The following is a 24,634-nucleotide window of genomic DNA, read 5'->3' as shown; positions in this document are numbered from 1 at the left end:
TATAAATGGTAAATAATGTATTGTGTGGAGGTGAAAAATATGGAAACTAATATGCAGGGTAAGGTTGTTGGATCGATTCAATTAAATGGTAAAAAATACCTTTTATTAGAAGGTAATCAACAAGCCAATACTCGTTTCTGGAAGGAAATTGGCGAAACTGTTGGAGAGTGGGTTGGTGGAGATACTGGCTCAGACATCGGAGGCGCACTTGGTACTATTGTTGACATTATTTAATTATCAATGTAGTTAAAAAAGTTCTGATGAGCCCAATGAAAGAGGTGAAAAAATGGATACAGCAAAAAATAATTTGAAGTATAAAGTTGTTGGGAAAATTGAAGATTTAGGTGGCAAAAAGCTACTTGTAGTTGAAGAAGTTACTAATACTAATAGTCGTGCGATTGCTCATTCTTCACGTGGTATTGTAGATTTTAACATCGATATATTTTAATGTAAATTATAAAGTGGACAAGATATTTTTAATATCTTTGTCCACTTTATATACTATTTGGAGGATAAAAATGAAGAAGTTAGCGTTAATTACAGGGATAAATTATCAAGGTACTGAATATGAATTAGGCGGCTGTATCAATGATGCTTCTGCGATTTTACACAAACTTGTAGAAGAATTTGATTTTAATTCATCTGATATACAACTACTAATTGAAGAGGTAGCAACTAAGGAAAATATACTAAATGGATTAGAATTGCTCATAAGGCAACTAGAGCCCGGAGATATTGGAGTTTTTACATATGCGGGACACGGGACACAAACAGCTGATTTACCACCAATTGGTGAGGAAGATATGTTAGATGAAGCTATTGTACCTATAGATGCTATTAGCGACAATTCTAACCTTTTAAGGGATGATGAAATCCAAAATGTGCTATCCAATTTAGCAAGTGGCGTACATTTTGTGATTATTTTTGATAGTTGCCATTCTGAAACTGCAACAAGAATGATGATAAACAACACTGACGACATTGTGGAATTAAAAGATACTATTAGTCATGCTACAAGCGTTGAAGAAATAAAAGAAATTATTGGCAGAATTAATACTTCAAGGGCAATTTCAGAACATAAAAACCATAAAAAACGTTATATGGAACCTTCTGAAACAGTTAAAAAAATCAAAAATATTATGGTAGATGTTAAAAGGAAAAGAAATAGAGATCTAGAGCATCCTCTAACAGGAGCAGGTTATCTATTATTTTCAGGATGTAAAGCGCATGAAGTATCTTTTGACGATGGTACAAACGGGTATTTTACAAAAGCCTTAATTAAAAATATCAAAAAAGGGATGACTTATCGAGAATTATACGAATTAGCAAGAGGAGAAGTATTAAGTAATTCAGGAGGCCAACAAGATCCACAAATAGAAGGACCTGAATATTTAGTAAATGCAAAGATCCTTGAATGATACGGATTTAAATAATGATAATAAGAAATAACGGACTTTTATTGAATCTGATAAGTTAAATTAGCAAAAATAGAGAAAGGTTGGCTTACATAAAGTCAACCTTTTTTGTAAGCACCTGGCTTGTTAGTATCTATTAACTAAAATAAAATTTCAAACAAAGGTTTGATATTAGGGTCTGCAGCAATATGTTCAGGGAAAATAAAGCCCATTTGATCACGTGAAAGCTCTAATTCTAATTCCTTAAAACATTTATCCACGAATTCTGAACATATATATTCATCATCATCTGTGTGTCTCCCGAGACCCAAACCTATTCGTGCAACTATCTTGGCTATTTCGTCTTTATCATAATTTCGATTAAGTAGATCTACTGCTTTTCCGAACATTTTTTTTATTTTTTCTTTATCAAAATCAGGACTATCAATTACTTCATGCCGAGCTATATATATTTCTCCGTTATATTTTTTCTTATTGTTTTCATAATTGTTAAGGTAATGAGAAAGGGGGACAGCCCTTACACCGTCGTCTTCCACACTTTCCAATACAAGTACGCGGTCATTCCAATGGATTAACAAGCCTACATGACTAAATATAGAGTTTGAAGCTTTTTGAATTAGCTCACTAACTAAATAGTGACCGCTACAAAAGAAAATGTCTCCTGTCTTTATTTCGCTTCTTGCTTGTTGATAAGGAATTTTGTTTATCCCGTTAAATTTACTAGTTCCCATATGTAACCTCTTTTCAAAACGTTTAATGATGTTGATAATGGATTGGCTTTCTTAATTTTTAAAAATATTATTACTATTAAAACAACTCAAGAATTTTAAAATTATTCTTCACAATATTATGGATTTAGCAATAACATTCCGTAGGATCAATACAACCACATAATTTGCATTTGTCTTAAAAAAAAGACCGAGAATTATCATGTTGAGTTGGTTCGACTAAAAGGAACTGTTTGCCGTTTAAATCAATTTTCCCAACAACTTTACCCTGTAAATTATTAACCACTTCTTGCACCTCCTTCATTTTATTAGTATTAACATTTTCGAGGGAGTTATGCTTCTCTCTGCCGATACCGTAGCATTCGTAACTCAAAGATTGCGAAGCTGATTTCAAAAAAACACTGGCGAACTTCATCTGTCGATAAACCTATTTTTTACTTTTCCTCGATATTTTTTGCTTATTAACTACGATTAATATTGGTGGGACACCCCTGAAGGCTGTTTTCCTATTTTACATATTTGAAATTATTACTCTTCAAGTAGCTTTTTTTTATCGGTGTATTTGTTCAATCCCAAGTTAAGTATAACAAAATGGATGTTCCGTTCACAAAGCTGTTCAACTAGCTGCAGCAACTGAACAGTGTTTCGACCTAGACGATCCATTCTTTTACAACCATGTGACATTAGAAATTAACTTGGAAAAAAGTTCATTCAATTGTTGCTTTTGTTTAGAAACTCCACTTATTTTCTCTTGAACGATTTCATCAACCCCATATTTTATAAGTTGTTCAATCTGGCTTTCTGTTATTTTTATATTTATTTTTCGCTTTTTTTAATACTTATTTGCGTGAATAAATAAAGGATAATACATATTCATAACTAATATGAGGTAGCGTCAGGAAACAGCATTTACAACGTTAAGAATATGACAATATTAAAAAGCCCGATTTCTCAGTATTAAAATTGAGAAATTGGGCTTTCAGCATTGCGAATATCAAATAGGCAATACAATCGCTGATCTTCCTTGCTAGCATAGGAAAATCGGCTTTTTGTTTCATAAACTGTCTTAGCGTATATTTTGCGCGTATTGCGAGTAACCGTTGTACTACCCCTATTTCTTCTGATTAATTATTACTTTTCCGATTCCATCTCTACTTTCTATAGAAAGTCCAAATGGTTTTGAAAGCTCAGCTATCTTCTTAATTATCTTTTCAGATTTGGACAATTTGGGACATCCTCTTCTATGACGGAGTATTCCATTATCAAGTTCAATTGGATGGAGAATTAATTCAGTCAATTTGCCATCCTGCATTTTCCAAAATGGTATAATAGATTCCCATACTTCCGGCTCTTCTGCAAATCCTATAGTGTTACTCTGTTTATCTAATGCATCTGCAATGTTGTTATAAAAGCCAAGGCCTAGCCTATCATATAAATCTTGGGGCTGATGGGTTAGAGTTTCACATTGGAAAATAAAATTACCAAGACTATAAAAAATAGGTCGATCTTTATAAATCTCTATTCCTCTTAGGATATGTGGACCGTGACCAATTACACAATGTGCTCCCTCATCTATACATCTTCTAGCAAAATTAACTAAGAAATCCGCTGGCTCTTCTATATTTTCCCCTTTTGGTTGATGAGAATGAATGCTGACAATCACATAATCCGACTGCCTTTTAGCTTCTGAGATCGCTGATAATATTCGTTTCATATCATTTTCATTAGGTTCTGTACATTCACCTTCCACAAGGCCCTCTTGAAAAAATATTCCCCCAAAGAAAAATAAATCATCACCATCTTTTTGCACAAAACCTCTTCTTGCTAATATATTGTATGTAGCGTTTACAGGAATAGCCTTTGCGATGTTTTTGAGTTGTTCTAATTTTTCTTTTGAAACCGTATAAGTCATATGATGTCGCAACGGGTTAATACCCGGCCTCCCAATTATATCTGGCCTCTGTGCACCAGCAATCCATGTTCTATCAAAATTAGATGTGGCTGCTATTAAAGCTACTCGCGCTGAAGGCAGTTCCAAATATCTTGGCTCACTTGCTCTTGCCAAATTGCTCCCTGCACCAGCGTGAACAAAATCTAGAGTGTTTAAATTTCTCTCTGTAGCCTCAAGACCACCATATGTAAAGTCAAGGGTATGATTATTAGCCCAGGCAATCATATTAAATCTATATTCTTTCAAATCTTTTAACATACTAGGTGTTGCCATTACCCATCCACCACCGCTTACTGCTCCAGGATACCCTTCAAGATTATGGACAGTACCTTCTAAATTTGTAAAACGCACGTCAGCGCTTTGTATTATTGACGCTATTTCCTTAAAACTATTGTCTTCCGTTGAGATTCTACGAGTTATTAGGCTATCGCCTGTAGCACAAAATGATATAGTACTCATTCTTTTCCCCCCGATAATAAATCGATTTTTTTATGTTAATATTTATTTAAGTTTATTTTTCGTGATTTTAGCAATTCTTTTCTCATGCGGATTTTCCTTTTTATTTTTCTCGATCACTAGCACATTCTCTATCTTATTAATTGCCCGAATAGGCAAAAGGAGCAATCACAATAGTGCTAGTAGTGACATCATGCCTGTTATAACGATTGCTAATGGAAACCTATATACTCATGGTTTCCAAAAGGTGACAAGACTATTCAATCAAATCTCATCGTTGCTTTATGCCAAGTTACTATTATATATGGGGAAACAGTACTTTTAAGTACTGTGGGAAGGGAATGACTGAACCGGATATATTCTGTATCTTAAGGAGAATACTAGATAGGGGTTACACATAGTTGGACAAAAAACTATGGTACAATTTGTGAAATGAAAAAAATATATATTTGCATGTTGGCTATTGCATTTACAGGAGTGATTAGAAGTTGAAATATCGTAAAGCAAATATTGATGATATTAATAAATTGGTCGAGTTAAGGAAAAAGCAATTATTTGATGAAGGAATAGAACCAAGTATTAATATTGATACGGAACTACCTGTTTTCTTTAAAAATAAATTTAGTGATGGTACTTTTGGGTAAAAGTTTACATTGGAGTTTTGAATTATTTATAGCTAATTTTGTAATAAATTTCTCAATATAGATATACTTGTTAATTGTGATTCTAATATTCAAAATTAACAAAAAACAAATTATAATAAAAATATGATGGTTATCCTTTTGTTTATTCCTTGCGCTAAAGATAAGATTTTGTTCCCGGATCTTATCTTTTTATTTTTGGATTTTAGATACAAAAAAAGGAATCCTTAATAGCTTAAGGATTCTACAACAGGAAAAAACAAATTAGTAAAGATATTGATGTTATTTTGCTAAATTACCTGTAAAAACCCATCCATTAACTTCTTCACCTAAAGTATTTGCATACATTATAAATGACCAGTTCCGTTTTTTTTCAATAATAATGACAGGCTTATTAGAAGGTATACTATCAATTGCTCCAGAAATTCGTTTATGTGATTGGAAAACTGGTGTTTCTCGATTGGTCACACGTATTTGATTTACAGTTGAAAGAGCGATTCCATAATCTTTTTCCAAAGATTTTTTTAATTGTTTAGCATTTTCTTTAGGCTTCTCTTCTGTAAATTCCGAAACATGTAAAACCTTTTCTTTCCAAACATCTTGAATGAAAGGTAGTAAAAAGTTCCCAGCCATGAAAGGCAATAAGAAACATAAAAATAAATATATAGCTGGTGCTTTTTCTTTTAAAGTAGTTGGTGCATTCAAAATTTTTAGAGCCAAATCATTTATAAAATCAATGACCTTTTTTAGACTAGTTTCTTCCTGTATAGAATTAATTTCTTGTTGAATCTCCGCCTGTACCTCTCTCTCTCCTAGGAAAGTCTGAATCTCTCCTATATCAATTGTCGAAAGGAATTGAAAAGTAGATGGAGGTATCTGCACCGTACGAAGTGCCTCTTGTAATATTGCAGTATCCAATACGGGCATTCGTATTTTAAATGCCTCTTGCAATATTGTAGTATCCAATACGAGCATTGGTGTTTTAAATGCCTTTTGCAATATTGTAGTATCCAATACGGGCATTGGTGTCTTAAAGCAGTTAACTAATTCATCTAATTTCAGCAATTGATCTGTATTTGGTAATAATTGTTCCAGCGTTATCTGATTCATTCCTAGACTGTTTTTTCCCATTTTAATCCTCCTTAAATATATGATGACTCCTTATAAACTTTTACAATAAAGTGATGTCCCCTTTTTCCTTTATTTATCTTCTAATACTTGCTACTATATAACAATCGTATCATATTTAAATAACGCTCTAGATACGTATTTTGCAAGAAATCTATCAAAAAATTAAATATAATATCTATTTTACATGAAGTAGTATCCAATAAGGAGTCACCATATCAAAAAAAGAAAATTATAAGTTTAGACACAATTTGGACACAAATTAAGTTGTTTGGTATACACCATCACTACTATCAGTATTCTTTATGTGTTCTTTTGTCGTTGCTACTTCATCGAAAGCGTTGTCTGATCCCAGCCATTTCACGTTCTACAAGTAAACAAACAGCCTCACTAATAGACAGCCCTAACTCATCACAGTATGTCTTAAAACCCTCATATAAGCTGTGAGGAAGTCGTGCTGTTAGTATCTCAGACTTTTCCTAACGTCTTTTATTTCTAGCAAACTGTTCTAAATACCCCACGTTATCACCTCATATAGATTCGGAATGTATACATTCTGTATTCGTTAACTATGTTCCTCTACTACATAATGCATACAAAAAATGTGAGAGTATATTCACCCTCACATGTGTTTAAATTATTATTCAGGATATTTAGTTTGTTGTTCCATATGTTTTGCAACGTCAATTAAGGGTTGCATCTCCTTTAAAAAAGCATTTACATCTCTAAAGGAATCCATAAAATAATACTCACTAAATTCATCATAACAGCCAGTGAGTTCAATTATAATTCTAGGTGCATTCTTATACTCAGGTTCAAGATAAAGCGTATTACATCGGCCAAGAATTGTAAATAACTCGTTAATTTTCCCACCTAGAATAAAGGTGGCTTCATAATTATCATCAAATGATACAACATGGCTAGCTTCATATTGAAACCGTCCATTTCTAAATATAGTTCCTGTAATTTCTCTATGCCTTATTGATGTTTCCACTGTCATAATCATCACCTCAAAGAAGTGATTCTATGCATGGCTGCTAAACACCTTTTACAAGAGGGGGTAGCACCACATTGCCATCAAGTTAAAAAAATATTTTTCACCCAAAACAAAAAAACGAGCTAAATTCAAATTAATTTTATTTTGGGAGTACTTTAATCTTAGCTTGATGGTGATGTGGCGAGACCCCAGTGTGTTCTATTCAGTTAATTAATATACTTGGTTCGCAAGAAATCAATCCGGAATAAAAATAACATCTCCGTTAAGCGGATTAATTAGGTATAAAAATTAAATGTAGACTATTGATTATGTGTTGGGGTCCCGCCAACACAACGCGAATTTCATACGCTAAGGAATTATTAGGTGGGTGTTTTTGCCCATCTCCTCGTAAAGGGGTAATAAGAAAAAAGCAAACTTCCCTTTTAAGAAGGTTTGCTTTTTTCTAAGCTATATACGTATTCTTTGACTTTTTTATATTTGCTATGGTAAGTACTTTTATAAATACAACGTATTTATTGATTAATAAAAATGTAGAATCTTTTTTTCCATCGATCTTTAAGCCACTGCAATTCATCTTTCATGTTGATTATTACAGTCATAATTATTTTATCGTTTAGTTGTACGTGTGACGTTTAGGCCTTCGATATTTTGACTTTTTCCCGCGCCGATTTCTGAAAGTTGATGTATAAATTCTGCATTCTCTAGAATGGTTTCTTTTAGACTCGGTATACTGTCTGGAAAACCGCGGGTATTTGACGCTCCGACTACTAAATACCATGAAATAACTTCGTTTGAATCATCAAATGCAAGTTTTGTACGGTAGTGATTATCTCCTTCGTCTGTATGTACACCCTCGGGAATCTTTGCTCCTACCGTTTTTGTGAGCGGACCAAATATCTGTTTTTGTCCGTCTGTTGTTTCAACAACCATAAAAACAGATCCGTATCCAGTACCTGCCACACCGGATTTTGTAACCTTAATTCCGATGTGTATGTCATAAAATTCTCTATCTTTTGAAATGATATAGGTTCCTCGTGTATGAGTGTCACCATCTTTTTCATTTATTTCCATGTCATCAAATCTTTCCATTTAATTTCATTCCCTTCTGTGTTTAAAAAAGTTCAATCAACTTTAATATTCCTTATTGGGGAGAAAATTATACAAAGTTAATTCATTGTAGAACTAGTAAGTTTTTTAATAAAAAAGTTCCTTAGCGTACGAAATTCGCGTTTTGTTGGTGCTACCCCGTGTTTTACTTTTTATTAAATATTACAATACGTGAAATTTAATATTTCCTTATTATAAAAGCCCCCATAGATCTTACACCTATGAGAGCTACCTAAGGATATTTAGACTTTCGACTTCATTCTATTTTAATAGGGTTTCGCCATACGTGAGAAACAAAATTAACAAAAAAATGAACTAACCAGCACAAAATAGATCTTAAAACAGTCCTTTAACGAACTTTGTATATTGCTAACTAAACTAAACTTTACTATTCCAACTATCAATTAAGTCACTTGCATATTTATATAGTTTTTTATATTCATTCTCTTCTGGTGGATCTATTTTCTTTACACCATTTTTAACTTCTCTATAAATCCTGTTGTCTAAGGAGTTCTTTTCCCATACAACATTAATAATTTCATTTCTAAATAAATGAAATTTCCCACCAGGTTTAAACTCATCTCTAGAGGTAAGACGAACTGGTGCAATATCGATAATTTCCCCGTTTAATTTTGCCCACATATGAAATTCATAAGGTGGGTTCCATATAAAACCAAAAGGAAGAAAACGAGGAGAAAAATCTAACTCACCTGCTACCAATTCTGCATCTAAATTGTATTTTTCTTTTAGTAAATCTTTTGTTAAATATGAAGCATATACACAACTCTCTCCGAGTCTATTTCCATAACCATAATGATCAAATGTCTTTACAATACTTTCTACTATTATTTTTTGAATATGTTCTTTTTCAGTCATAATAAAGCCCCCTTTCTTAACTACATTTTCCCCCTTTTTATAAATTTGTGATTTTTATTTCAAATACACTGTGTGAAATTATTTTATGAAACTTAAAAAAGCCCCTTGAAAGACGCATTTATTTTACAAGATACTATTCTACTTCTTTTAGTAAAAATTCTGCACCTTATGGACTTAATGTTATCTTTCCATTTGCTAATACTATGTTATGATTTGACACTTCTCCTGTTAATGCACAAACACCATCAGGCTGATACTTCTGTAAAACAATGTTTTCTACTTCTACAAAAATCTCTAATGGTGATTTTTCTTTAATACCAAGCGTATTTCTAAGTTCCTTTGGGATTACTACACGCCCTAATCCATCTACTTTTCTAGTTACTCCGTCAATTATAATTATACGTAATCCACGTTGAGCACAAAAAATAGCGGCAGTGGAACCAGCAGGTACGCTGCCAACAATAATGACATCTTGGTTAGAGGAGTTTTTGAACGTTTTTAATCTTCCAATCCTCTTTTTCACGTTTTAATAAAACATCTAATCCATTTACGAAGAGAATAACTACTTCTTGAATGGGAATTAAATTTTTATTAAAATCATTTGACACCAAAGATTCTCCATTAGATTTTAAACACATTTCATAGCGATACACAGTTCCTTTAGGACTTATGGAATCAAAAGATAAATCCCCGAAATTATTTAGTGCTGCTTGTAATTCATCATCATCGTGATTAACTTTTCGGAAGGATAAGACAATCTATTTATCTCGTTCTTCACGAGTAGCTCCAAGTGCTTTGTATACATAAGCCATTGTTAATATTCTAGCCTCATAATCATAAATCCCAACTTTACTAGTATGGATCAAAGAAAACTTATTGTCCAAGGCAATCTGAACGTAGTCTACGTATTCCATTTTAGGATATACGATAAAATTTTTTCGTCTTCCTGCTTAATTAGTGGACCATTGATACCATCCCAAGGCAAATTTCCTACTATTCCAATTTCCTCATCAGTTAATGGACTTACAGTAGGAGAGTTTGGATAGTAGGTACGCGCTGCATCCGGAGCAACAGCAGTCCAGTACGTGCTCAGAGCAGCACAGAGTTTAAAATCCTCAGGAAATGGACTTCCAAGGCCATATGCAGCAAGGAATTCTATTTTTTACCCTCCTGGTTATGGGTAAGATCCCAACTGACATCCCATCCAGGTGCAAATGTACCTGATGCTGCATCGGGCAAGTAAGAATGTCTAGTTGTTTCTGGAAGGTTGAGCCCGGTTAATTTTGGAGGAGTCTGATATGGTAAAGATACAATTACAGTCATAGTATCATCACGTTCACAGAAGTTAGCACCTTTTAATTTTAGGTTAGTAACCTTTCTGGTATTGGATAAAGTATAAAGATTTGCTTGTTCCCAAATAAAGCCTCTAAGTTTTTCGGGAGCTGTTTGTAGCCACCAATCCATTAGTTCCCTTTAATCACAGTTAGGGAAGAAATCAGGTGCTGTTACTAGAGAGTATGCTGCACGATTATCATAAATTTCAATGGATAGTTGAGGGCAATTAGTCTGGATCCATCTCCGGTGTAATCTACATAGTGTATGGCCTATAGCCTCCGAGTTTAATGCAATTTCGGAAGCAAATATGTTTTTTTGTTCGCCACTGCAAGATAATGTGTGCCAAATTTCGAAAATTGATTTATACGAGTAGTTCTACATGCCCTTTTTTTACTAATGCAAATGAAGAGCTTTTAATTTGCATTAGTACCTTCATGTTTTACGATAAAATGCATTTTTAAAAAAAGTTTTATCATTTCATGTGATTATTCTTTAATGTTTGCCTTAAAAGATAAGGTTAACTATAAATAATGTAAAAAAATAGATTACATAGCACTCAACTTTTTTTCATAAATTATTTATGTGCGAAAAGCACAATTGTTATTCAGTCAATTTCCTAAGGAGTGGTAAAATGACTACAACCGTAATGACTCGACTAGTATTGAAAATGGGCTCAAAGGGCCCAGATGTAGATAAAGTTCAAATAGCGCTTCAAAATGCTGGATTCTCACCAGGAGACATTGATTCGCATTTTGGCTTAAAAACCGACCAGGCTGTAAGATATTTCCAAATAGACAATCATCTAGAGGTAGATGGAATAGTCGGAAAACACACTTGGGATTTGTTACAGAGATATTACACTTCGCCTCAAATGCGAAAGCATAAGGTTCAACAAGGAGAAAACTTCTCGAAATTAGCAGAAATATATCATGTGGATGTTAATGAAATTATAAATGCAAATCCTGGTATTGACCCAAGGAATCTTCAAGTTGGACAAGAAATCAACATACCTAATGCCAGGGGAGGGGATACTGACTCATCATCAGTCGCTGAAAGGCTTGAAACAACCTGGAATTTTTTTAAATCATTAGGATTTTTAGATGGTGCAACTGCTGGTATTATGGGCAATTTAAGGCACGAGTCTCCAACTTTGGATCCACATCAAATACAAGGTAATAATCCAAGAAAACCGGGACGAGGAATTTGTCAATGGGAGACTATACAAGCAGGAGGTTCAGGTCGTTGGGAAAATTTAGTTCATTGGGCGAATGCTAGAGGTAAGGAGGTACTTGCGCTAAGTACTCAGCTTGAATTCCTTTGGTATGAATTAAATGGCGGTGATCAAGAAACTGTACGCAGATTGCAAAAGTATGGTGGAGTCAAAGGACTTAAGAAATTGGGTATAGACGATGCCGTTCAAGCATTTCAGTGGTCCTTTGAACGAGCAGGAGATCCCGATTATCCTAGCCGCATAGAATATGCTTATGGGATTTACAAGAGGTTTGCAAAGAGAGTTTAATCATGCAGGATAAGAGGCTATTGCAGCTTCAGTTTTAATTTGGGTTATATAAGTTCAACATATCCTAATACGATAAAAAAGGTGATAAATTCAGTGGGACATTACCAATATCGCTCTGAATTAGATAACTAATTAGAATGTAAACCAAACGTACAAATAATTAAGGATGTCAAGCAAACATAAATGAGTGGGACTCTTTCCTGGTCTATGGTTAGTAACAAGGACTAAAACCATAAAGGTAGCACAACTAATTACATGGGCTGTTCTTAAATTTGATCAAATATAAATTAATTGAAAATTTGCGTGTTTAAAGCCCAAAAATAACTTGTAGCTAATAACTACAAGTTATTTTTGGGTCCCGCCAGCATTTCGGAAAAAACCATGCTAAAAGCATTCAAGATTTTATATAATTTTAGGTCGGGAAATAGACGGTTCTGTCACCATTTCTTTCCTTAATAAGTAACTAAACAAATTGAGAAGATAATGGTTATTAGGAGGTGATAAAACATGAACAATCAAACAAAATATACAAATACAGAAAATCCCGAACAAAATTTTTCCTTTGAAGGAAGCCCATGTCATGAACCAGGGGCTAGAGTTTGTAGAGGTGATATTCGGTACGTTTGTAAAAATGGTCGCTGGAAACCTACCTACGAATATTGTCCAAGTGATAGTACACAAACATAGATATCGCTTTTGACAAAAGTTTGTTCGTATTTTCCACCTTTCCAGTAATTAACTTCCGAAAATGTTACATTTATTACCTAGATTTTCATCTTTACGTAGAGCCTATAAATGATTATTCAGAACATCAGTATGCAACGTTTAGGATAGACCACACATTGTATCCGCCAAGCAGACAATTTATTTTAGATGTCATTTTATAATGACATCTTTTTTTATTAACATTCCCCATTTTTTAGGTGTTATTTGAATAAAGAGAATGACAGAGGTACTATTTTAAAATATATAATTTAATAAATTTACCAATAGTACACTGACACTTTTGGAAAAATAAGAATCCTATTCTCCTTGTATAGGAGAATAGGGTTCAATCGCTAATATATATTTATCATGCTGTACAACATTAAAAATTAACTAGTTTGTTGGAATTGTTCCTTTGGCTTTAAAAGTCCATTTCCTTCCATTACCTTCATATTCTTTAGCTTTAAATTTCAAGTAATAGTTAGCTAAATCAGTTTTCCCTACAGTATAACTGAAGTCACCTGGCTCATCATCATAAAGAACTACATCAAATTCATCCACAAACTCATCTGATCCCCATTGTTCACGATAAATTTGTACAGTTACTACAGCTCGGTTACCTTGTGGCTCATAATATTCACTTCCACTTATAGTACCCTTAATTTTTAATTTCCCTTTACACAGTGCCCAATAGTCAGTTTCTTGGACAGAACTAAATGTCTCATTAAACTTATAAGAATCATAACAACTAGTAGCTGCCTGTGCAATATTATTGGTTGGGACAAAAGTTCCAAATGTTAATATAGATTTCCTCATCCTTTTTATAGTTCGTATATTTTTTCGAATTTATGTAAGGAAACAATAAAAATTATTGACAAAAGGATTGTATAAACCGGAAAACAAGATATATAATAAGAACAAACGTTCTATTTTTGGAGGGTAAAACAATGTTTGATTACTCGAAATGTATAAATCGAATGATTTTATGCATAGACCTCTGTTCATTTTTTGCCAGTTGTGCGTGTGTAATGAGGGGATTAGATCCTTTAAAAGTAAGACTAGCTGTCGTTGGGGATGTAAATAGAAAAGGATCAATAGTGCTTGCCGCTACTCCCGAACTAAAAAAAATGGGCATTTCTACTGCAACTAGATTGTATGAAATCCCAAAAGATCCGAACATTATTATTGTGAATGCAACAATGAGAAGTTTCGTTGAAATTTCAAATCAAATTACGGAAATTTATACAAAATATGTAACTCTTGAAGATTTACACGTTTACTCAATAGATGAATGCTTTCTGGACATGCAACAAACAGCACACCTTTTTGGACGTGATCCAATTGTAATTGCGAAAAGAATTCAAAAAGAGATATATGATACAACGGGTATAACTGCATCCATTGGAATTGCACCTAACCTATTCCTAGCAAAAGTTGCGTTAGAATTGGAATGTGGTCATACGAAGATGTTTCAAAAAAATTATGGGAAATTAAGCCGCTTCAAAAAGTATGGGGAATTGGAAAGGCTACAGAAGAAGCGTTGCACAATATGGGACTATTTTCCTTGAAGGAAGTTGCAAAAGTGCCTAAAGAGCATCTAATAAAGCGGTTTGGAAAAGTTAAAGGTGAAGAGTTATATCGCTTTTCTTATGGTATAGATGAGAGCCGGATTGCAAATAAATACATTCCTAAAAGTACCTCTATAACAAAAGGACAAATTTTATTAGAGGATTGCTTCAGTCCAAATAAATTAAAGTTACTTCTTCTAGAACAGATTGAAGAAACTTGTTTTCGTTTACGAACTATGGATAAATGCTGTCGTACGATTGAGCTTTCTATAGGCTATAGTAAATACATCGGTGGAGGTTTTAAACGAGCTATTACCTTAGATCAACCGACATGTTTAACAGAAGATGTTTATGAGGTCTCATTGCAATTATTAAAAAAGTTTCATTCCGGTCATCCGGTGCGCCAAATACATATTACACTAAAAAATTTGACCAGAGATGATGCAATTCAAATGTCATTGTTTGAAGATACTCTCCAAAAAGATACTAAAAGGAAATTAGCAAAAACAATGGATAGTATACGGCATAAACATGGTAAAAATTCAATTATGAGAGGTATTAGCTATGTTAAAGGTGCTACACAAAGGGAAAGAAATGGGAAAATAGGTGGACATAAAGCATAAGGAGGAATACAGATCATGATTGATAGAGGTATGATGCGATGGGTTCCATTTTCAGCAATAAAAGAACAGTTTGAAGGATTAAATGAATTGTATGAAAAACAAAGCTATATCCCAATGCCAATCTTAGATGAACAAAAATTAGAACTTATAAATGAAATAGTGTGTTGTGCAATGGCTGAAAATAAGCAAGTAAGTATTTCATACCAAAAACAGAACAAAGTATATTCCGAAGTGGGTTATATTCATTACTTCGATATGGTCTGTAATGAATTAAGATTTAGGAACCAACATGATAATGTACTATATATAAAAATTAATCATGTAACAGACATCAAATATACATAACGCTTAACATTAAATATAATCCTTATTAATAGGAATCTATTTCTATGGTTTTTATATGAACTTTTACATTTTAAATTTCTTTTAACAAAAGGTATAAGAATATTTGAGTGGGAGCAAGAATATATGGATTAAGAAATAAATCTTTTATACTAAATTCTATTCTCTCTGAAGTCTTAGAAAACTCCTCAAATTAGAGTAGAGAATTTGAGGGTTTTTAGAAAAAAGAATAAACATCAGAAAAGTCTTAAAAAACTCCTCAAATTAGAGTAGAGAATTTGAGGGTTTTTAGAAAAAAAGAATAAACATCAGAAAAGTCTTAGAAAACTCCTCAAATTAGAGTAGAAAATTTAAGGGTTTTTAGAAAAAAAGGATAAATATTAGAGGAGTCTCAGAAAACTCCTCAAATTAGAGTAGAAAATTTAAGGGTTTAGTATTGAATTAACAAAACGCACATGTTAATATTGTTATGTAGCATTGTTGACTAAAGTAAAACAAAATGTTATAAAAAATCTCTATTGAACAAAAAACATACAACCTGTGTGAGAGCAAGCTGTATGTAAAATGTGAGAGAGTTATGAAGCATGTTTGTTATTTTGATTTTTGCTGATTAAAAAGAAACAAGATCTTATAAAAATCTTTATTGAATAAAAAGACATACAGCCTGTGTGAGAGCAAGCTGCATGTAAAATGTGAGAGAGTTATGAAGCATGTTTGTTATTTTGATTTTCATTGTTCTTATCTTCTTGACGACGTTTGTAAACATAAGACGCGATTAGTAAAACGATAACCAATATGATGGTCATGAATAGCCAGTTAAGTTCAATGCCGTAAACAACTATAGTTGGCTTGGCATAAAAACCAATGGCGCACCATATTAAGCTGACTAAGAACTGGATTAGAAGCTTATCGATTGCACGAAGGTTTAATCTTCCGTTCAAGGGGGATTCACCTCCTGATGCCACGACAATAACGTGTTATTTTTTTCAACTACTCCATTGGAACCATTCCTTTCGGTGTATAGTTAAATGTATCGCTGTTGTTATTGGATGCTATGTAAACGAAAACATGGATACACTTACCATTTGTTTATAACACAATCTCACTATATATGTCAAGTTAAATATTAAACTGCTACTCCAATTGGGGTATTTTTGTGTTTTATAAAATGTAAATTACGATATTCATAAATTCATATTACAAATACAAATAAATTCCACTTTAAATAATCAGGAAATATGTAATATTATTAAAATTAATTTAATAATTATTCGGCATGTTGTTCATATAATGGTATTTTATCCATACACATAAAAAATAGATCCTGCAGCTCCAGGATCTATTTTTTATTGAATTTGTAAAATTGGTTAATTCTATAAATTCATATCTCAGCACTTATCTTATTGCAAAATTTCGTTTTCAATTAGGAAACTTGATATTTGCTAATAGATCTTTTTCTCCATTTTTAGATATTATGAAATGTGCTCCCTGTTCTTTTAATTCTTCGTAGAGTTTCATTTTTGTTTTCTCATTTTCGTTAAAATCATCCACAAATTTTTTATCTTTGCCTAATATATCTAATAGCTCAAAAATTGCAGTCTCCACATCAGATATATATTGATTCACTTGAGGTGTAGATAGTTCCTGTTCACTTGGACTATGTACTAATGAATTTCTTATTTCCACACCCTTTTGTATTGATTTGAGTTTAGTACATTTTTTTCCAGTAATAGATTCTAATATTTTTCCATACATTTTATACAATGGAGGTGACGGCATTTCTAACAGGATAGAGCTAAATTTTTCATCGTAATTCATATAAAATTCTTTAATAGCTAATTCAGCAGCAATCGTAGCATTGATCCATTTGATTTCACTTTCATCTTCATTCTTAGCTTTTGCTAAGTATTTAAAAGCTATAAAAGGTAATCTCTCATTATTTAGCTGTCCTTGTATAAAATCTTTTCTTTCTTGAGTTAGATTATAAGGTTGTGAAAATGAAATGTGCGCTTCTATATCACTAGGGCCTTCTTTCCAAGTTTCTTGGTCAATGCTAAACTTATTTGTTTTTGCATCTATTATCCTGTCATTATGATTAATAAACAATACTAAATGAATCCAGTTTATTAGATCATCAATCGCTGAAGATAATGGCAACCATAAATCTTTGATTATCATAATTACATCATCGGCAACTGTTTTTTCCATGTAATTAAAATTCGCATGTTCTTCTAAAAGTGTCTTTACTACACGGTTAGAAACCTTCCTTGTTTGAAATGCTATAAATTTTCCTTCTTTAACATCTAATTCTATCTTAATATCACGATATGAAAATGAAAAATCCACGAGATCTACATGTATACCTAGTTTAAATAATAGTTTTTGTTCAGCTTTAAGATAAATAAATTTCTCTTCATCATCTGTAGTTTTGCAACAGTTTTTGTACTTTCTTCCACTTCCACAGGTACATTTCATATTACTAGTAAGTTTCAATAGTAATCCCCCACTCTAAAAAATTCAAATTTCATTTTGATATCAGTCCTGCAATGCTTGTTTAATCCTGTATTCCATTTTTTTGTCTGTCATCACAAATATTATAAGGGGTAACACCAATATTTTGCGAATTTCGCATGTTAAAAGATAATCGTTTTTTAGATTGATGTGCTCAACTAAATCAGCTAATAGAAATCACCACATCAAGAACAAACATCTAAGTTACAAATATTCTCAAAAAATTGGTGAATACTGCATCGCTGTGACCTATTTTTACACTTATCTTACCTGAACCCCATTTGAAATTTGATATACTAAAAGAAAAAATAGGATGATACGGTTATGCCAACAAAAGAGTTGCAAGACACAGTACAGCGTTTTTCTACGTTCTTATTAGATAAAGGAAGAAAACCTTCCACAATTAAACGTTATACATATGATATTGAAGATTTTGGCCATTGGTTGCAAGAGTCTAAAAAGCTTCCATTACAAAATATATGGACGACACTTAAAACAGAGGATTATGAAGAGTATTTTAATAATTTAAAGAAGCAACGAAATTACTCGGATAAAACGATACATCGTGTTTATATTGTCCTAAGTAGGCTTTATCGATATTTAGAGCTACCTAATCCAATAGAAGATATAAACTTTGTAATTCAACCGAATCGTGCGTTACGTGATGAAGACTTTATTTCTAAAGCGGAAGAAAAAAGATTAAAATACATTTTAACCTCATTAGAAGGATTAACAGAAAAACAACGCTCAGTTCGACCAGTACTTATGGATCGTAACATTTCTATTGTGCATTTGCTCATTGATAATGGATTAACCCTACAAGAACTTGTAGGACTACAAATGAAGCACGTCCATTTCGAAAACAATACGATAGCTGTAACGGGGAAAGTGGGTATAGAAAGAATGATTCTTTTAGCTGAAGACGATAAAAAGCGCTTATTTAACTATTACAAAACTATTCCTGAACCTGTTCGTCCAAGTTACCATAGCAATAATCCGTTATTTGTTGCATTCGATTTTACTAGAAAAACTTATCACTGGTCATATGAAAACGATGCTCCAAAAGCCTTAACAGAAATTGCTGTTCAAAAAATGATTCGACTTGAAGTTGAAAGAGCGAATTTACGAAAAGGAATTTCAGCACAACATCTACGGAATACCTTCATCTTACGTTTAATCGAAAATGAAGTTTTTGAGGAAGAAATAATAAAACAGGTAGGTTTTAAGTCTAAGCTTTCGTTAAAAAGATATTATGATTACATCGATTAAAAATAGCGGAGGAAGATTGTGTGAAGAAAAATATAAAACAAAAGTCATATTATATAAGAGAATATACTTTACGGGATAAAAGTACAAAATCCATTAAAGTGGAACCCTGGCGTTCGTTTAAAGAGGAAATGAAGGTGCTTGATATTAATGATAGTGACATTTTTCAAATTCAACTGATTGAAAAGCGAGTGTGAATTAAAAACCTTGATAATGTCAAATAATCATAAAAAATATCGGCTGAACCTTGTATAGAGAGTTTATCAGACTAATAAGGTTAATGAGAAGGAGTTTAAAAAACATGTTGAAGACGTTACAATAACAAGTTTTCTAATTAATATATTTAGTTTCTTTTAAAGATCAATTCTAGGTTATTTAAAATGAAAAACCAAAAGAACTTGTAGGCATTCCTACAAGTTCTTTTTCAGATAATATATAAAAGGTTAATCAAACTATCTCATTACTCGTAACGGGGAAACCATCTTACATATGGCTTGATTTCATTATATAACAAATCTCACCATAAGCACTTTTAATATTTGAAAATTATGTGAATTTAGGAAAAGGGAATAAACAAATATTTCAAACCCCTAAAATTTCTAATTTAACATTTTGCAAAATACATTTTAAATCAATATCTATATCATAATAAATTAGTAAAGATGTATACATAGGTAAATAGAGAAGAATGTAGGATTCTTATAGAAAGACATATATTTATATTCAGGATTAATTAACTATAATAAAATTAATTTCATGTTATAACTAAATATAATCCTTGAATATATGTAGATGGAATTGTCTTATCTTTTTTTATTTATGTGATAAAGAAATTAGGTATAGGAAAATTAAACAAACGTTTGTTTTAAATATTTTAGTTATGGATCAATGTATGAGGCATCATGAGTTACAGTATTCAGTTGTCTGCTTAGTTAATTTCTCATTTATTATATAAATTTTATATAGCAATGAAAAAAGCATCCATAGCGGATGCTTTTTTTACGAAAGGAATTTATTCCTAAATTATAGTTAATCCTCTAATAACGATATTTTAAATCTAAGTCATCATAATACTTTCTAGCGAAAGCATAATCTTGTTTAGAACCTTTTTTTATAATGTACCCTCTTTCAATAAATGGACTTCTCTTATTTTAGTATTGAGCACTACGATGTCCGTCTCCTTGTCCATGAAGATGCCATGTCGCACAATATGGGCACCAAACTGCAAGAATTCCTACGTTTGTTTATAAAAATCTATTTATTTAATAATATTTTTTACGTCTCCAATACGTATATCACCATCATGATGATATTCAATAACATACCCCACATCTGGTGAGTATATCCAGGTATCAAAACTAACAGCTGTAACATCATCTATTACATTTAAAACTTGGTGTAAATTTGTTTTTATTATTGGCACTCTAGCATTATCCCAAATAATATATACTGTCTGAGAATATGTTCCAAAACAGTTCTGTAGATATAATCTTATTTCATCCTCATTATATAAATCACCATAGTTTTGTATGTTCGACCAATCTACTCTCCCCCATGATGTAATAGGAAATGCATTTTCAAAACTTGTTACTATCATTTTCCTTTGAGCATTTTCTAAAATTTCAATGTCTTCGTCCAATGCTTCAATACACTCTTCCAACAACGTTGCCATTTTATTACCTCATTTATTTAGATATTTTAATAACGATTTAAAGGTTTCTTCGTCTCCTTCAAAAGGAATTGCATATTTAATTGCTTTATCTTTTTTTCCATTTCTAAAATCTTCTACATTGATATGCATCCCTTTACTAGGATCATAATCTAATCGCCATCTTGCTTTATGATCCGCAGTCTCTCTACCAACAATTTTACCATAACCAGCGCTTTTTTCCATTGATCCTATAAATGGTTGTGAATCAGTCCCTAAATCCCCCAATAAACTCATTGCTTTATTTCTCGCTTGTTCATATGTTTGAACCTTATCAAGAACAATCTCTCCAGAACGACCACCTTTAGCGGCTGCTTCTAGTGCTTTTCCCTTCTTTTCAAGGTCGCCAATCTTTCCTACGACTTTTCCGACTACACGTGAAGTACCACCTGATACAACAGCTAGCGTACCCCAGCCATAATCTTCAGGTCCATATTTTTGTCCTGTTACTACGTCTTTCCCAGTAACAAGTTGTCCAATTTCTTTCCCTGTCCCAATTACTGGTGTAATATCCAATATAAATGATAGGTCACCGTCATTCTTACGGTCATATATTTTAGAAGGGTTTCCACCCAAATCATACAAAGCACTACTTAAATCAATATTTCCAATATTTTTAGCTGCAGCAGATACATCAATTTTATGACTTTTTAATTTGTTCGCAGAATCCATAAACAGATTCGCAAGATCTAATCCCATGTTGAAATCTGTGAAGAATCCTGGGACTTTTGCATCTAACGCCTGTAAGTCTTGTGCAATAATTGGAACATTTTTTCTAGTTACTTGCACAAGTTCCTCCATCCCAGGTTTTGCTTCATCTATGGAATGTTTCAAGCGAATGGAGCTATTTATGACTGGTACTAAATCTTTAGCAACACCAGAAAACCCCTTTGATAACTCTTCCGTATACAATCTCATTTTATGAATATCTTTGCTAAGTTCTTCTAGATATTCATTTGTTTTATCTGCATACAAGCTTAATATCTCGTAGGTTTTATCATATGCTTGAGCCATGGATACATATTGTTGAAGTATAAAAACATATGTATCCATACCAAAATCTAGTAATTCTTTCCCGTCGGCTCCAAGCAATTTTACGAGTTCTTTCCTTTGCGTAACCGTTAAATTTCTTATATCGCCTTTCATTGCATTCACTAATTCTTCTAACTTATCATGCGCTTCTTTAATGACTTGCCTTTTATACTGTACATCTTGCTTGGCATCGTTAATGTCTCTGGAAAGATTCTCTAAGTTTTCTGCATCATCTACCCAACGTTGTTCTTCCTCTTCTAAAATCTTAATCGTGTTATTTATAAGTGTTTCGTCACTTTTTAAATAATTAAATACACCTTCAAATATCTTTATTTTCCCATCAAGAAGAGTAAGTGGACTTTTGGCTTCTTGGTCAAAAATAATGGCATCATGGATACGTACATATCCTTTTTCCCCTTGATAATTAACCTCGTACCAAGAACCAACTTTCCCAGTTACTTCTATCACTTCACCATTATTAACACGTTTTGCACGCAATACTTTTTTCAAATCTGGCTCTGGATATACTTTTTTAACAAGGGATTCTAATGTAACCCACCCTTTAACCATTTCTCCATCTTGATTAAAGGAGAATTTCTTATCTTTATATGTAAAATCTCCTGTTTGTAATGCACCTGAAGGCTGTAGTAAGTACCAATTAAACTCTTGCTTCATCCAACCATTTTTTGATTCATGGGAAGCATCAAAATAATATGGTTTTCCATCAACATTTGTAAACCCTGACTGTACAGAACCTAATGGGCTGAAGTAATAGATTTTCCCATCAATATGTTGGATTCCGGTTTGCACTACACCATCTGTTCCCAGATAATAATCTGATCCATTTGTATGTACCCATCCCGTTTGCATATAACCATCGGTACCAAAATAAAAACGTTTCCCATCAATTGCTTGGAAACCAGTAATTCTTTGCCCGTCTTTTTTATAATACGTCCATTTTCCTTCTTCTTGTACCCACCCTTGTTTATTATCTAAATAGAGTGCTTCTTTTAATTGATCAATCCACGTTAATCCATTCGCAAGAAGAGTTAAATCACTATCTAATTGTTTATCAAATTTCTTTTGAATATTGGGCGGAAAGTACTTTTCAGGATCTTTATGATACTCAGTTATCATAAAATGAGATAAATTCGTCGCTTCCTTTGTTACATCCCAGGAACGAACTGGTGATTCACCAATCACAACAGACTCAAATACCCGAACATAACCGATTTCTCCCTGGTATTTGACCTGGTACCATAAACCTTGTTTTGAGAGAACTTCTAAAACATCTCCATCTTTTACAGGCTTAGATTTAAATAAAAATTTTGTTTCTGGCTTTGGATAGATTCTCTTAATCGCAGAACGAAGGGTAACCCATCCTTTTTCCATATCCCCGTACTTATTAATTTCAAATGATTTTCCTTGATAGGTAAATGTTCCTGTCACATACTTCCCATCTTTTAAATAACTCCATGAAGTAGCAGAAAAACTCCATCCGGTCTTTAATTTACCAGGTTCACTATAATATAAATTGTCTTTCCCTGCTTGCTTTCTCCCTTGGTATAACCTTCCATCTTTAAAGAAGGAATACTCTATTCCATCTAAAGTAATGTTGTCGCTTCGTTTACTACCATCTTTTTCGTAATAGTACCAATTCTCATTTTCTTTCACCCAGCCTACCTTATTTAAAACTTCGGCTGCTTCTGTAAATGTTGGTGCATAGGTAGAAAATAATAAAAATAATGATACTATAAGTCCTATGACTTTCTTCATACTCGCATCTCCTTATTAATTCATTAAAAACTTTTTAATTATATATTAGATTTTATTACTATTAAAATAATAAAGACGGATATGCATAATTGCATATCCGTCTTATCGATTCTCCGAAAATAAACAAGCATCTAATTTAAATCAGATGCGGAATGTATCAAGTACATTATCTTTTTCTTCCTTATTAATCCCGATATATCTTAGTGTAATTTGTGGTGTACTATGATTCAATATTTCTTGTAACATAGCAATATCTTTTGTTTGCTTGTAAAACCAATATCCAAATGTTTTACGCATAGTATGAGTACCTAAGGATTCCACTCCGGCAAAATCTCCGGCTTTTTGTAACTGTCGATAGGCTTGAATTTTACTAATGGGTTTATCACCTTTTCGAGAAGGAAATAACCAGGGACTTTTTAGACTTTCAGCGTATGGAAGTACTTCCTCAAAAATGGACGTAATATTTATGATACGCTCCTTTTTTGTCTTTCCTTCTTTTACTTTAAATTCTTTTCGTTTTTTTCGCTTCAGTTTTAAAATTTCACTCGTTTCCATTTTAAGTAAATCACTTACACGTAACCCCGTATTAATACCAATTAGAAATAAAATGTAATCACGATCTGAACAATGACGTTTAAGAGACCATTTCATGTCTTCGAGCTGTTCTTTGCTTCGAATTGGTTGTACATCGATTAAATGTTGCTTTTTATCCATCTGTTTTTCAATCCCTTTATTTTCAATGATTTGAATGTATACTTTTTTTGTCTATTTTTATAATATCAACGAAATCAGATAGAAGTCAATGTTTAAGGGAAAATGAAAGTAAACTTTTGGGTAAAAGTTTACATTGGAGCTTTGAATCATTTTTAAACAAATTTTGTAATAAATTTCTCAATATAGATATACTTGTTAATTATGGTTCTAATATTCAAAATTAACAAAAAATAAAT

Annotated in this window: 24 protein-coding genes and 1 pseudogene; 10 read left to right on the top strand and 15 right to left on the bottom strand. The window is 32.5% G+C overall.

Translation table 11 applies throughout. The features are described 5' to 3' along the window. The first annotated feature begins 39 nt into the window (after window positions 1–39). The 3 genes from JDS92_RS19320 to JDS92_RS19310 all read left to right on the top strand — a co-directional run bounded on the left by JDS92_RS19320 (window position 40) and on the right by JDS92_RS19310 (window position 1,418). Window positions 40–234 (top strand): hypothetical protein, encoded by a 195-nt coding sequence (locus JDS92_RS19320; RefSeq protein WP_199632357.1) that lies wholly within the window; start codon window positions 40–42, stop codon window positions 232–234. 52 nt (window positions 235–286) lie between these two features. Beyond that, the gene (locus JDS92_RS19315) at window positions 287–448 is read left to right on the top strand and encodes a hypothetical protein (RefSeq protein ID WP_199632356.1); all 162 of its coding nucleotides are present in this window, start codon (window positions 287–289) and stop codon (window positions 446–448) included. Window positions 449–518: 70 nt separating this feature from the next. Continuing rightward, complete coding sequence (locus JDS92_RS19310) at window positions 519–1,418, top strand: caspase family protein (RefSeq protein WP_199632355.1); 900 nt, start codon at window positions 519–521, stop codon at window positions 1,416–1,418. Between the two features lie 137 nt (window positions 1,419–1,555). Here JDS92_RS19310 and JDS92_RS19305 read toward each other — a convergent pair whose 3' ends face one another. The 3 genes from JDS92_RS19305 to JDS92_RS19295 form a co-directional block, all read right to left on the bottom strand. Beyond that, the gene (locus JDS92_RS19305) at window positions 1,556–2,146 is read right to left on the bottom strand and encodes a YiiX/YebB-like N1pC/P60 family cysteine hydrolase (protein ID WP_199632354.1); all 591 of its coding nucleotides are present in this window, start codon (window positions 2,144–2,146) and stop codon (window positions 1,556–1,558) included. Between the two features lie 525 nt (window positions 2,147–2,671). Next, the gene (locus JDS92_RS31555; protein ID WP_374191318.1) at window positions 2,672–2,806 is read right to left on the bottom strand and encodes a recombinase family protein; all 135 of its coding nucleotides are present in this window, start codon (window positions 2,804–2,806) and stop codon (window positions 2,672–2,674) included. 448 nt (window positions 2,807–3,254) lie between these two features. Continuing rightward, window positions 3,255–4,553, bottom strand: a complete 1,299-nt coding sequence (locus tag JDS92_RS19295; protein ID WP_199632353.1) for a CapA family protein — start codon at window positions 4,551–4,553, stop codon at window positions 3,255–3,257. A 485-nt stretch (window positions 4,554–5,038) separates the two neighbouring features. On the opposite strand from JDS92_RS19295, the gene JDS92_RS19290 reads away from it, so the two are divergent. Beyond that, a complete protein-coding gene (locus tag JDS92_RS19290) occupies window positions 5,039–5,194 on the top strand; it encodes a hypothetical protein (RefSeq protein WP_242476014.1) in 156 nt (51 codons plus the stop codon). Between the two features lie 279 nt (window positions 5,195–5,473). On the opposite strand, the gene JDS92_RS19285 is transcribed toward JDS92_RS19290, so the two are convergent. From JDS92_RS19285 to JDS92_RS19260, 6 genes are all read right to left on the bottom strand, one after another. Further along, a complete protein-coding gene (locus tag JDS92_RS19285; protein ID WP_199632352.1) occupies window positions 5,474–6,322 on the bottom strand; it encodes a hypothetical protein in 849 nt (282 codons plus the stop codon). A gap of 637 nt (window positions 6,323–6,959) precedes the next feature. Further along, on the bottom strand, window positions 6,960–7,319 hold the full coding sequence (locus JDS92_RS19280) for a hypothetical protein (RefSeq protein WP_199632351.1): 360 nt from the start codon (window positions 7,317–7,319) through the stop codon (window positions 6,960–6,962). 603 nt (window positions 7,320–7,922) lie between these two features. After that, complete coding sequence (locus tag JDS92_RS19275) at window positions 7,923–8,405, bottom strand: hypothetical protein (RefSeq protein ID WP_199632350.1); 483 nt, start codon at window positions 8,403–8,405, stop codon at window positions 7,923–7,925. 396 nt (window positions 8,406–8,801) lie between these two features. Continuing rightward, window positions 8,802–9,299, bottom strand: coding sequence for a hypothetical protein (locus tag JDS92_RS19270; protein ID WP_199632349.1), 498 nt, complete (start codon window positions 9,297–9,299; stop codon window positions 8,802–8,804). A 166-nt stretch (window positions 9,300–9,465) separates the two neighbouring features. Beyond that, complete coding sequence (locus JDS92_RS31550; protein WP_374191319.1) at window positions 9,466–9,696, bottom strand: AbrB/MazE/SpoVT family DNA-binding domain-containing protein; 231 nt, start codon at window positions 9,694–9,696, stop codon at window positions 9,466–9,468. Between the two features lie 758 nt (window positions 9,697–10,454). Then, window positions 10,455–10,763, bottom strand: coding sequence for a hypothetical protein (locus JDS92_RS19260; protein WP_199632347.1), 309 nt, complete (start codon window positions 10,761–10,763; stop codon window positions 10,455–10,457). Between the two features lie 502 nt (window positions 10,764–11,265). Between JDS92_RS19260 and JDS92_RS19255 the strand changes: the two genes are divergently transcribed. Together JDS92_RS19255 and JDS92_RS19250 are read left to right on the top strand one after the other, a co-directional pair. Next, entirely contained in the window at window positions 11,266–12,153 is an 888-nt protein-coding gene (locus JDS92_RS19255; RefSeq protein ID WP_199632346.1) for a phage tail tip lysozyme, read from the top strand. 507 nt (window positions 12,154–12,660) lie between these two features. Beyond that, the gene (locus JDS92_RS19250; RefSeq protein ID WP_144507973.1) at window positions 12,661–12,840 is read left to right on the top strand and encodes a hypothetical protein; all 180 of its coding nucleotides are present in this window, start codon (window positions 12,661–12,663) and stop codon (window positions 12,838–12,840) included. A 411-nt stretch (window positions 12,841–13,251) separates the two neighbouring features. Here JDS92_RS19250 and JDS92_RS19245 read toward each other — a convergent pair whose 3' ends face one another. Continuing rightward, window positions 13,252–13,674, bottom strand: coding sequence for a hypothetical protein (locus tag JDS92_RS19245; protein ID WP_199632345.1), 423 nt, complete (start codon window positions 13,672–13,674; stop codon window positions 13,252–13,254). A 131-nt stretch (window positions 13,675–13,805) separates the two neighbouring features. Here JDS92_RS19245 and JDS92_RS19240 point away from each other — a divergent pair. Next, window positions 13,806–15,049 (top strand): annotated as a pseudogene (locus tag JDS92_RS19240) (Y-family DNA polymerase). A 15-nt stretch (window positions 15,050–15,064) separates the two neighbouring features. Continuing rightward, window positions 15,065–15,394 (top strand): YolD-like family protein, encoded by a 330-nt coding sequence (locus JDS92_RS19235; protein WP_199632344.1) that lies wholly within the window; start codon window positions 15,065–15,067, stop codon window positions 15,392–15,394. A gap of 698 nt (window positions 15,395–16,092) precedes the next feature. On the opposite strand, the gene JDS92_RS19230 is transcribed toward JDS92_RS19235, so the two are convergent. Together JDS92_RS19230 and JDS92_RS19225 are read right to left on the bottom strand one after the other, a co-directional pair. Next, the gene (locus JDS92_RS19230) at window positions 16,093–16,332 is read right to left on the bottom strand and encodes a hypothetical protein (RefSeq protein WP_199632343.1); all 240 of its coding nucleotides are present in this window, start codon (window positions 16,330–16,332) and stop codon (window positions 16,093–16,095) included. Between the two features lie 478 nt (window positions 16,333–16,810). Beyond that, complete coding sequence (locus JDS92_RS19225; RefSeq protein ID WP_199632342.1) at window positions 16,811–17,884, bottom strand: SEC-C domain-containing protein; 1,074 nt, start codon at window positions 17,882–17,884, stop codon at window positions 16,811–16,813. 342 nt (window positions 17,885–18,226) lie between these two features. Here JDS92_RS19225 and JDS92_RS19220 point away from each other — a divergent pair, with 342 nt between their 5' ends. Beyond that, the gene (locus JDS92_RS19220) at window positions 18,227–19,171 is read left to right on the top strand and encodes a tyrosine-type recombinase/integrase (RefSeq protein WP_199632341.1); all 945 of its coding nucleotides are present in this window, start codon (window positions 18,227–18,229) and stop codon (window positions 19,169–19,171) included. Window positions 19,172–19,191: 20 nt separating this feature from the next. After that, the gene (locus JDS92_RS19215; RefSeq protein WP_199632340.1) at window positions 19,192–19,365 is read left to right on the top strand and encodes a hypothetical protein; all 174 of its coding nucleotides are present in this window, start codon (window positions 19,192–19,194) and stop codon (window positions 19,363–19,365) included. 1,061 nt (window positions 19,366–20,426) lie between these two features. On the opposite strand, the gene JDS92_RS19210 is transcribed toward JDS92_RS19215, so the two are convergent. The 3 genes from JDS92_RS19210 to JDS92_RS19200 form a co-directional block, all read right to left on the bottom strand. Further along, the gene (locus JDS92_RS19210; protein WP_144467780.1) at window positions 20,427–20,840 is read right to left on the bottom strand and encodes a CDI toxin immunity protein; all 414 of its coding nucleotides are present in this window, start codon (window positions 20,838–20,840) and stop codon (window positions 20,427–20,429) included. A 9-nt stretch (window positions 20,841–20,849) separates the two neighbouring features. After that, window positions 20,850–23,684, bottom strand: coding sequence for a pre-toxin TG domain-containing protein (locus tag JDS92_RS19205; RefSeq protein WP_199632339.1), 2,835 nt, complete (start codon window positions 23,682–23,684; stop codon window positions 20,850–20,852). Window positions 23,685–23,825: 141 nt separating this feature from the next. Beyond that, window positions 23,826–24,398 carry a tyrosine-type recombinase/integrase gene (locus JDS92_RS19200; protein WP_069356851.1) on the bottom strand — a complete coding sequence of 191 codons (573 nt, stop codon included), beginning with the start codon at window positions 24,396–24,398 and terminating at the stop codon, window positions 23,826–23,828. Window positions 24,399–24,634: the final 236 nt, after the last annotated feature.

Origin of the sequence: Bacillus cereus group sp. N12, from assembly GCF_016483575.1 — a bacterium.
In the GTDB taxonomy this organism is placed as follows: Bacteria; Bacillota; Bacilli; order Bacillales; family Bacillaceae_G; genus Bacillus_A; species Bacillus_A toyonensis.
This window is presented reverse-complemented; position numbering and strand designations above follow the sequence as displayed.

Coding starts and splice junctions, on each gene's coding strand:
- JDS92_RS19270 (WP_199632349.1), bottom strand. CDS start 9,299: ATGACTGAAAAAGAACATATTCAAAAAATAATAGTAGAAAGTATTGTA.
- JDS92_RS19205 (WP_199632339.1), bottom strand. CDS start 23,684: ATGAAGAAAGTCATAGGACTTATAGTATCATTATTTTTATTATTTTCT.
- JDS92_RS19285 (WP_199632352.1), bottom strand. CDS start 6,322: ATGGGAAAAAACAGTCTAGGAATGAATCAGATAACGCTGGAACAATTA.
- JDS92_RS19295 (WP_199632353.1), bottom strand. CDS start 4,553: ATGAGTACTATATCATTTTGTGCTACAGGCGATAGCCTAATAACTCGT.
- JDS92_RS19260 (WP_199632347.1), bottom strand. CDS start 10,763: ATGGATTGGTGGCTACAAACAGCTCCCGAAAAACTTAGAGGCTTTATT.
- JDS92_RS19315 (WP_199632356.1), top strand. CDS start 287: ATGGATACAGCAAAAAATAATTTGAAGTATAAAGTTGTTGGGAAAATT.
- JDS92_RS19275 (WP_199632350.1), bottom strand. CDS start 8,405: ATGGAAAGATTTGATGACATGGAAATAAATGAAAAAGATGGTGACACT.
- JDS92_RS19245 (WP_199632345.1), bottom strand. CDS start 13,674: ATGAGGAAATCTATATTAACATTTGGAACTTTTGTCCCAACCAATAAT.
- JDS92_RS31555 (WP_374191318.1), bottom strand. CDS start 2,806: ATGGATCGTCTAGGTCGAAACACTGTTCAGTTGCTGCAGCTAGTTGAA.
- JDS92_RS19250 (WP_144507973.1), top strand. CDS start 12,661: ATGAACAATCAAACAAAATATACAAATACAGAAAATCCCGAACAAAAT.
- JDS92_RS19255 (WP_199632346.1), top strand. CDS start 11,266: ATGACTACAACCGTAATGACTCGACTAGTATTGAAAATGGGCTCAAAG.
- JDS92_RS19320 (WP_199632357.1), top strand. CDS start 40: ATGGAAACTAATATGCAGGGTAAGGTTGTTGGATCGATTCAATTAAAT.
- JDS92_RS19280 (WP_199632351.1), bottom strand. CDS start 7,319: ATGACAGTGGAAACATCAATAAGGCATAGAGAAATTACAGGAACTATA.
- JDS92_RS19200 (WP_069356851.1), bottom strand. CDS start 24,398: ATGGATAAAAAGCAACATTTAATCGATGTACAACCAATTCGAAGCAAA.
- JDS92_RS19220 (WP_199632341.1), top strand. CDS start 18,227: ATGCCAACAAAAGAGTTGCAAGACACAGTACAGCGTTTTTCTACGTTC.
- JDS92_RS19305 (WP_199632354.1), bottom strand. CDS start 2,146: ATGGGAACTAGTAAATTTAACGGGATAAACAAAATTCCTTATCAACAA.
- JDS92_RS19210 (WP_144467780.1), bottom strand. CDS start 20,840: ATGGCAACGTTGTTGGAAGAGTGTATTGAAGCATTGGACGAAGACATT.
- JDS92_RS19235 (WP_199632344.1), top strand. CDS start 15,065: ATGATTGATAGAGGTATGATGCGATGGGTTCCATTTTCAGCAATAAAA.
- JDS92_RS19310 (WP_199632355.1), top strand. CDS start 519: ATGAAGAAGTTAGCGTTAATTACAGGGATAAATTATCAAGGTACTGAA.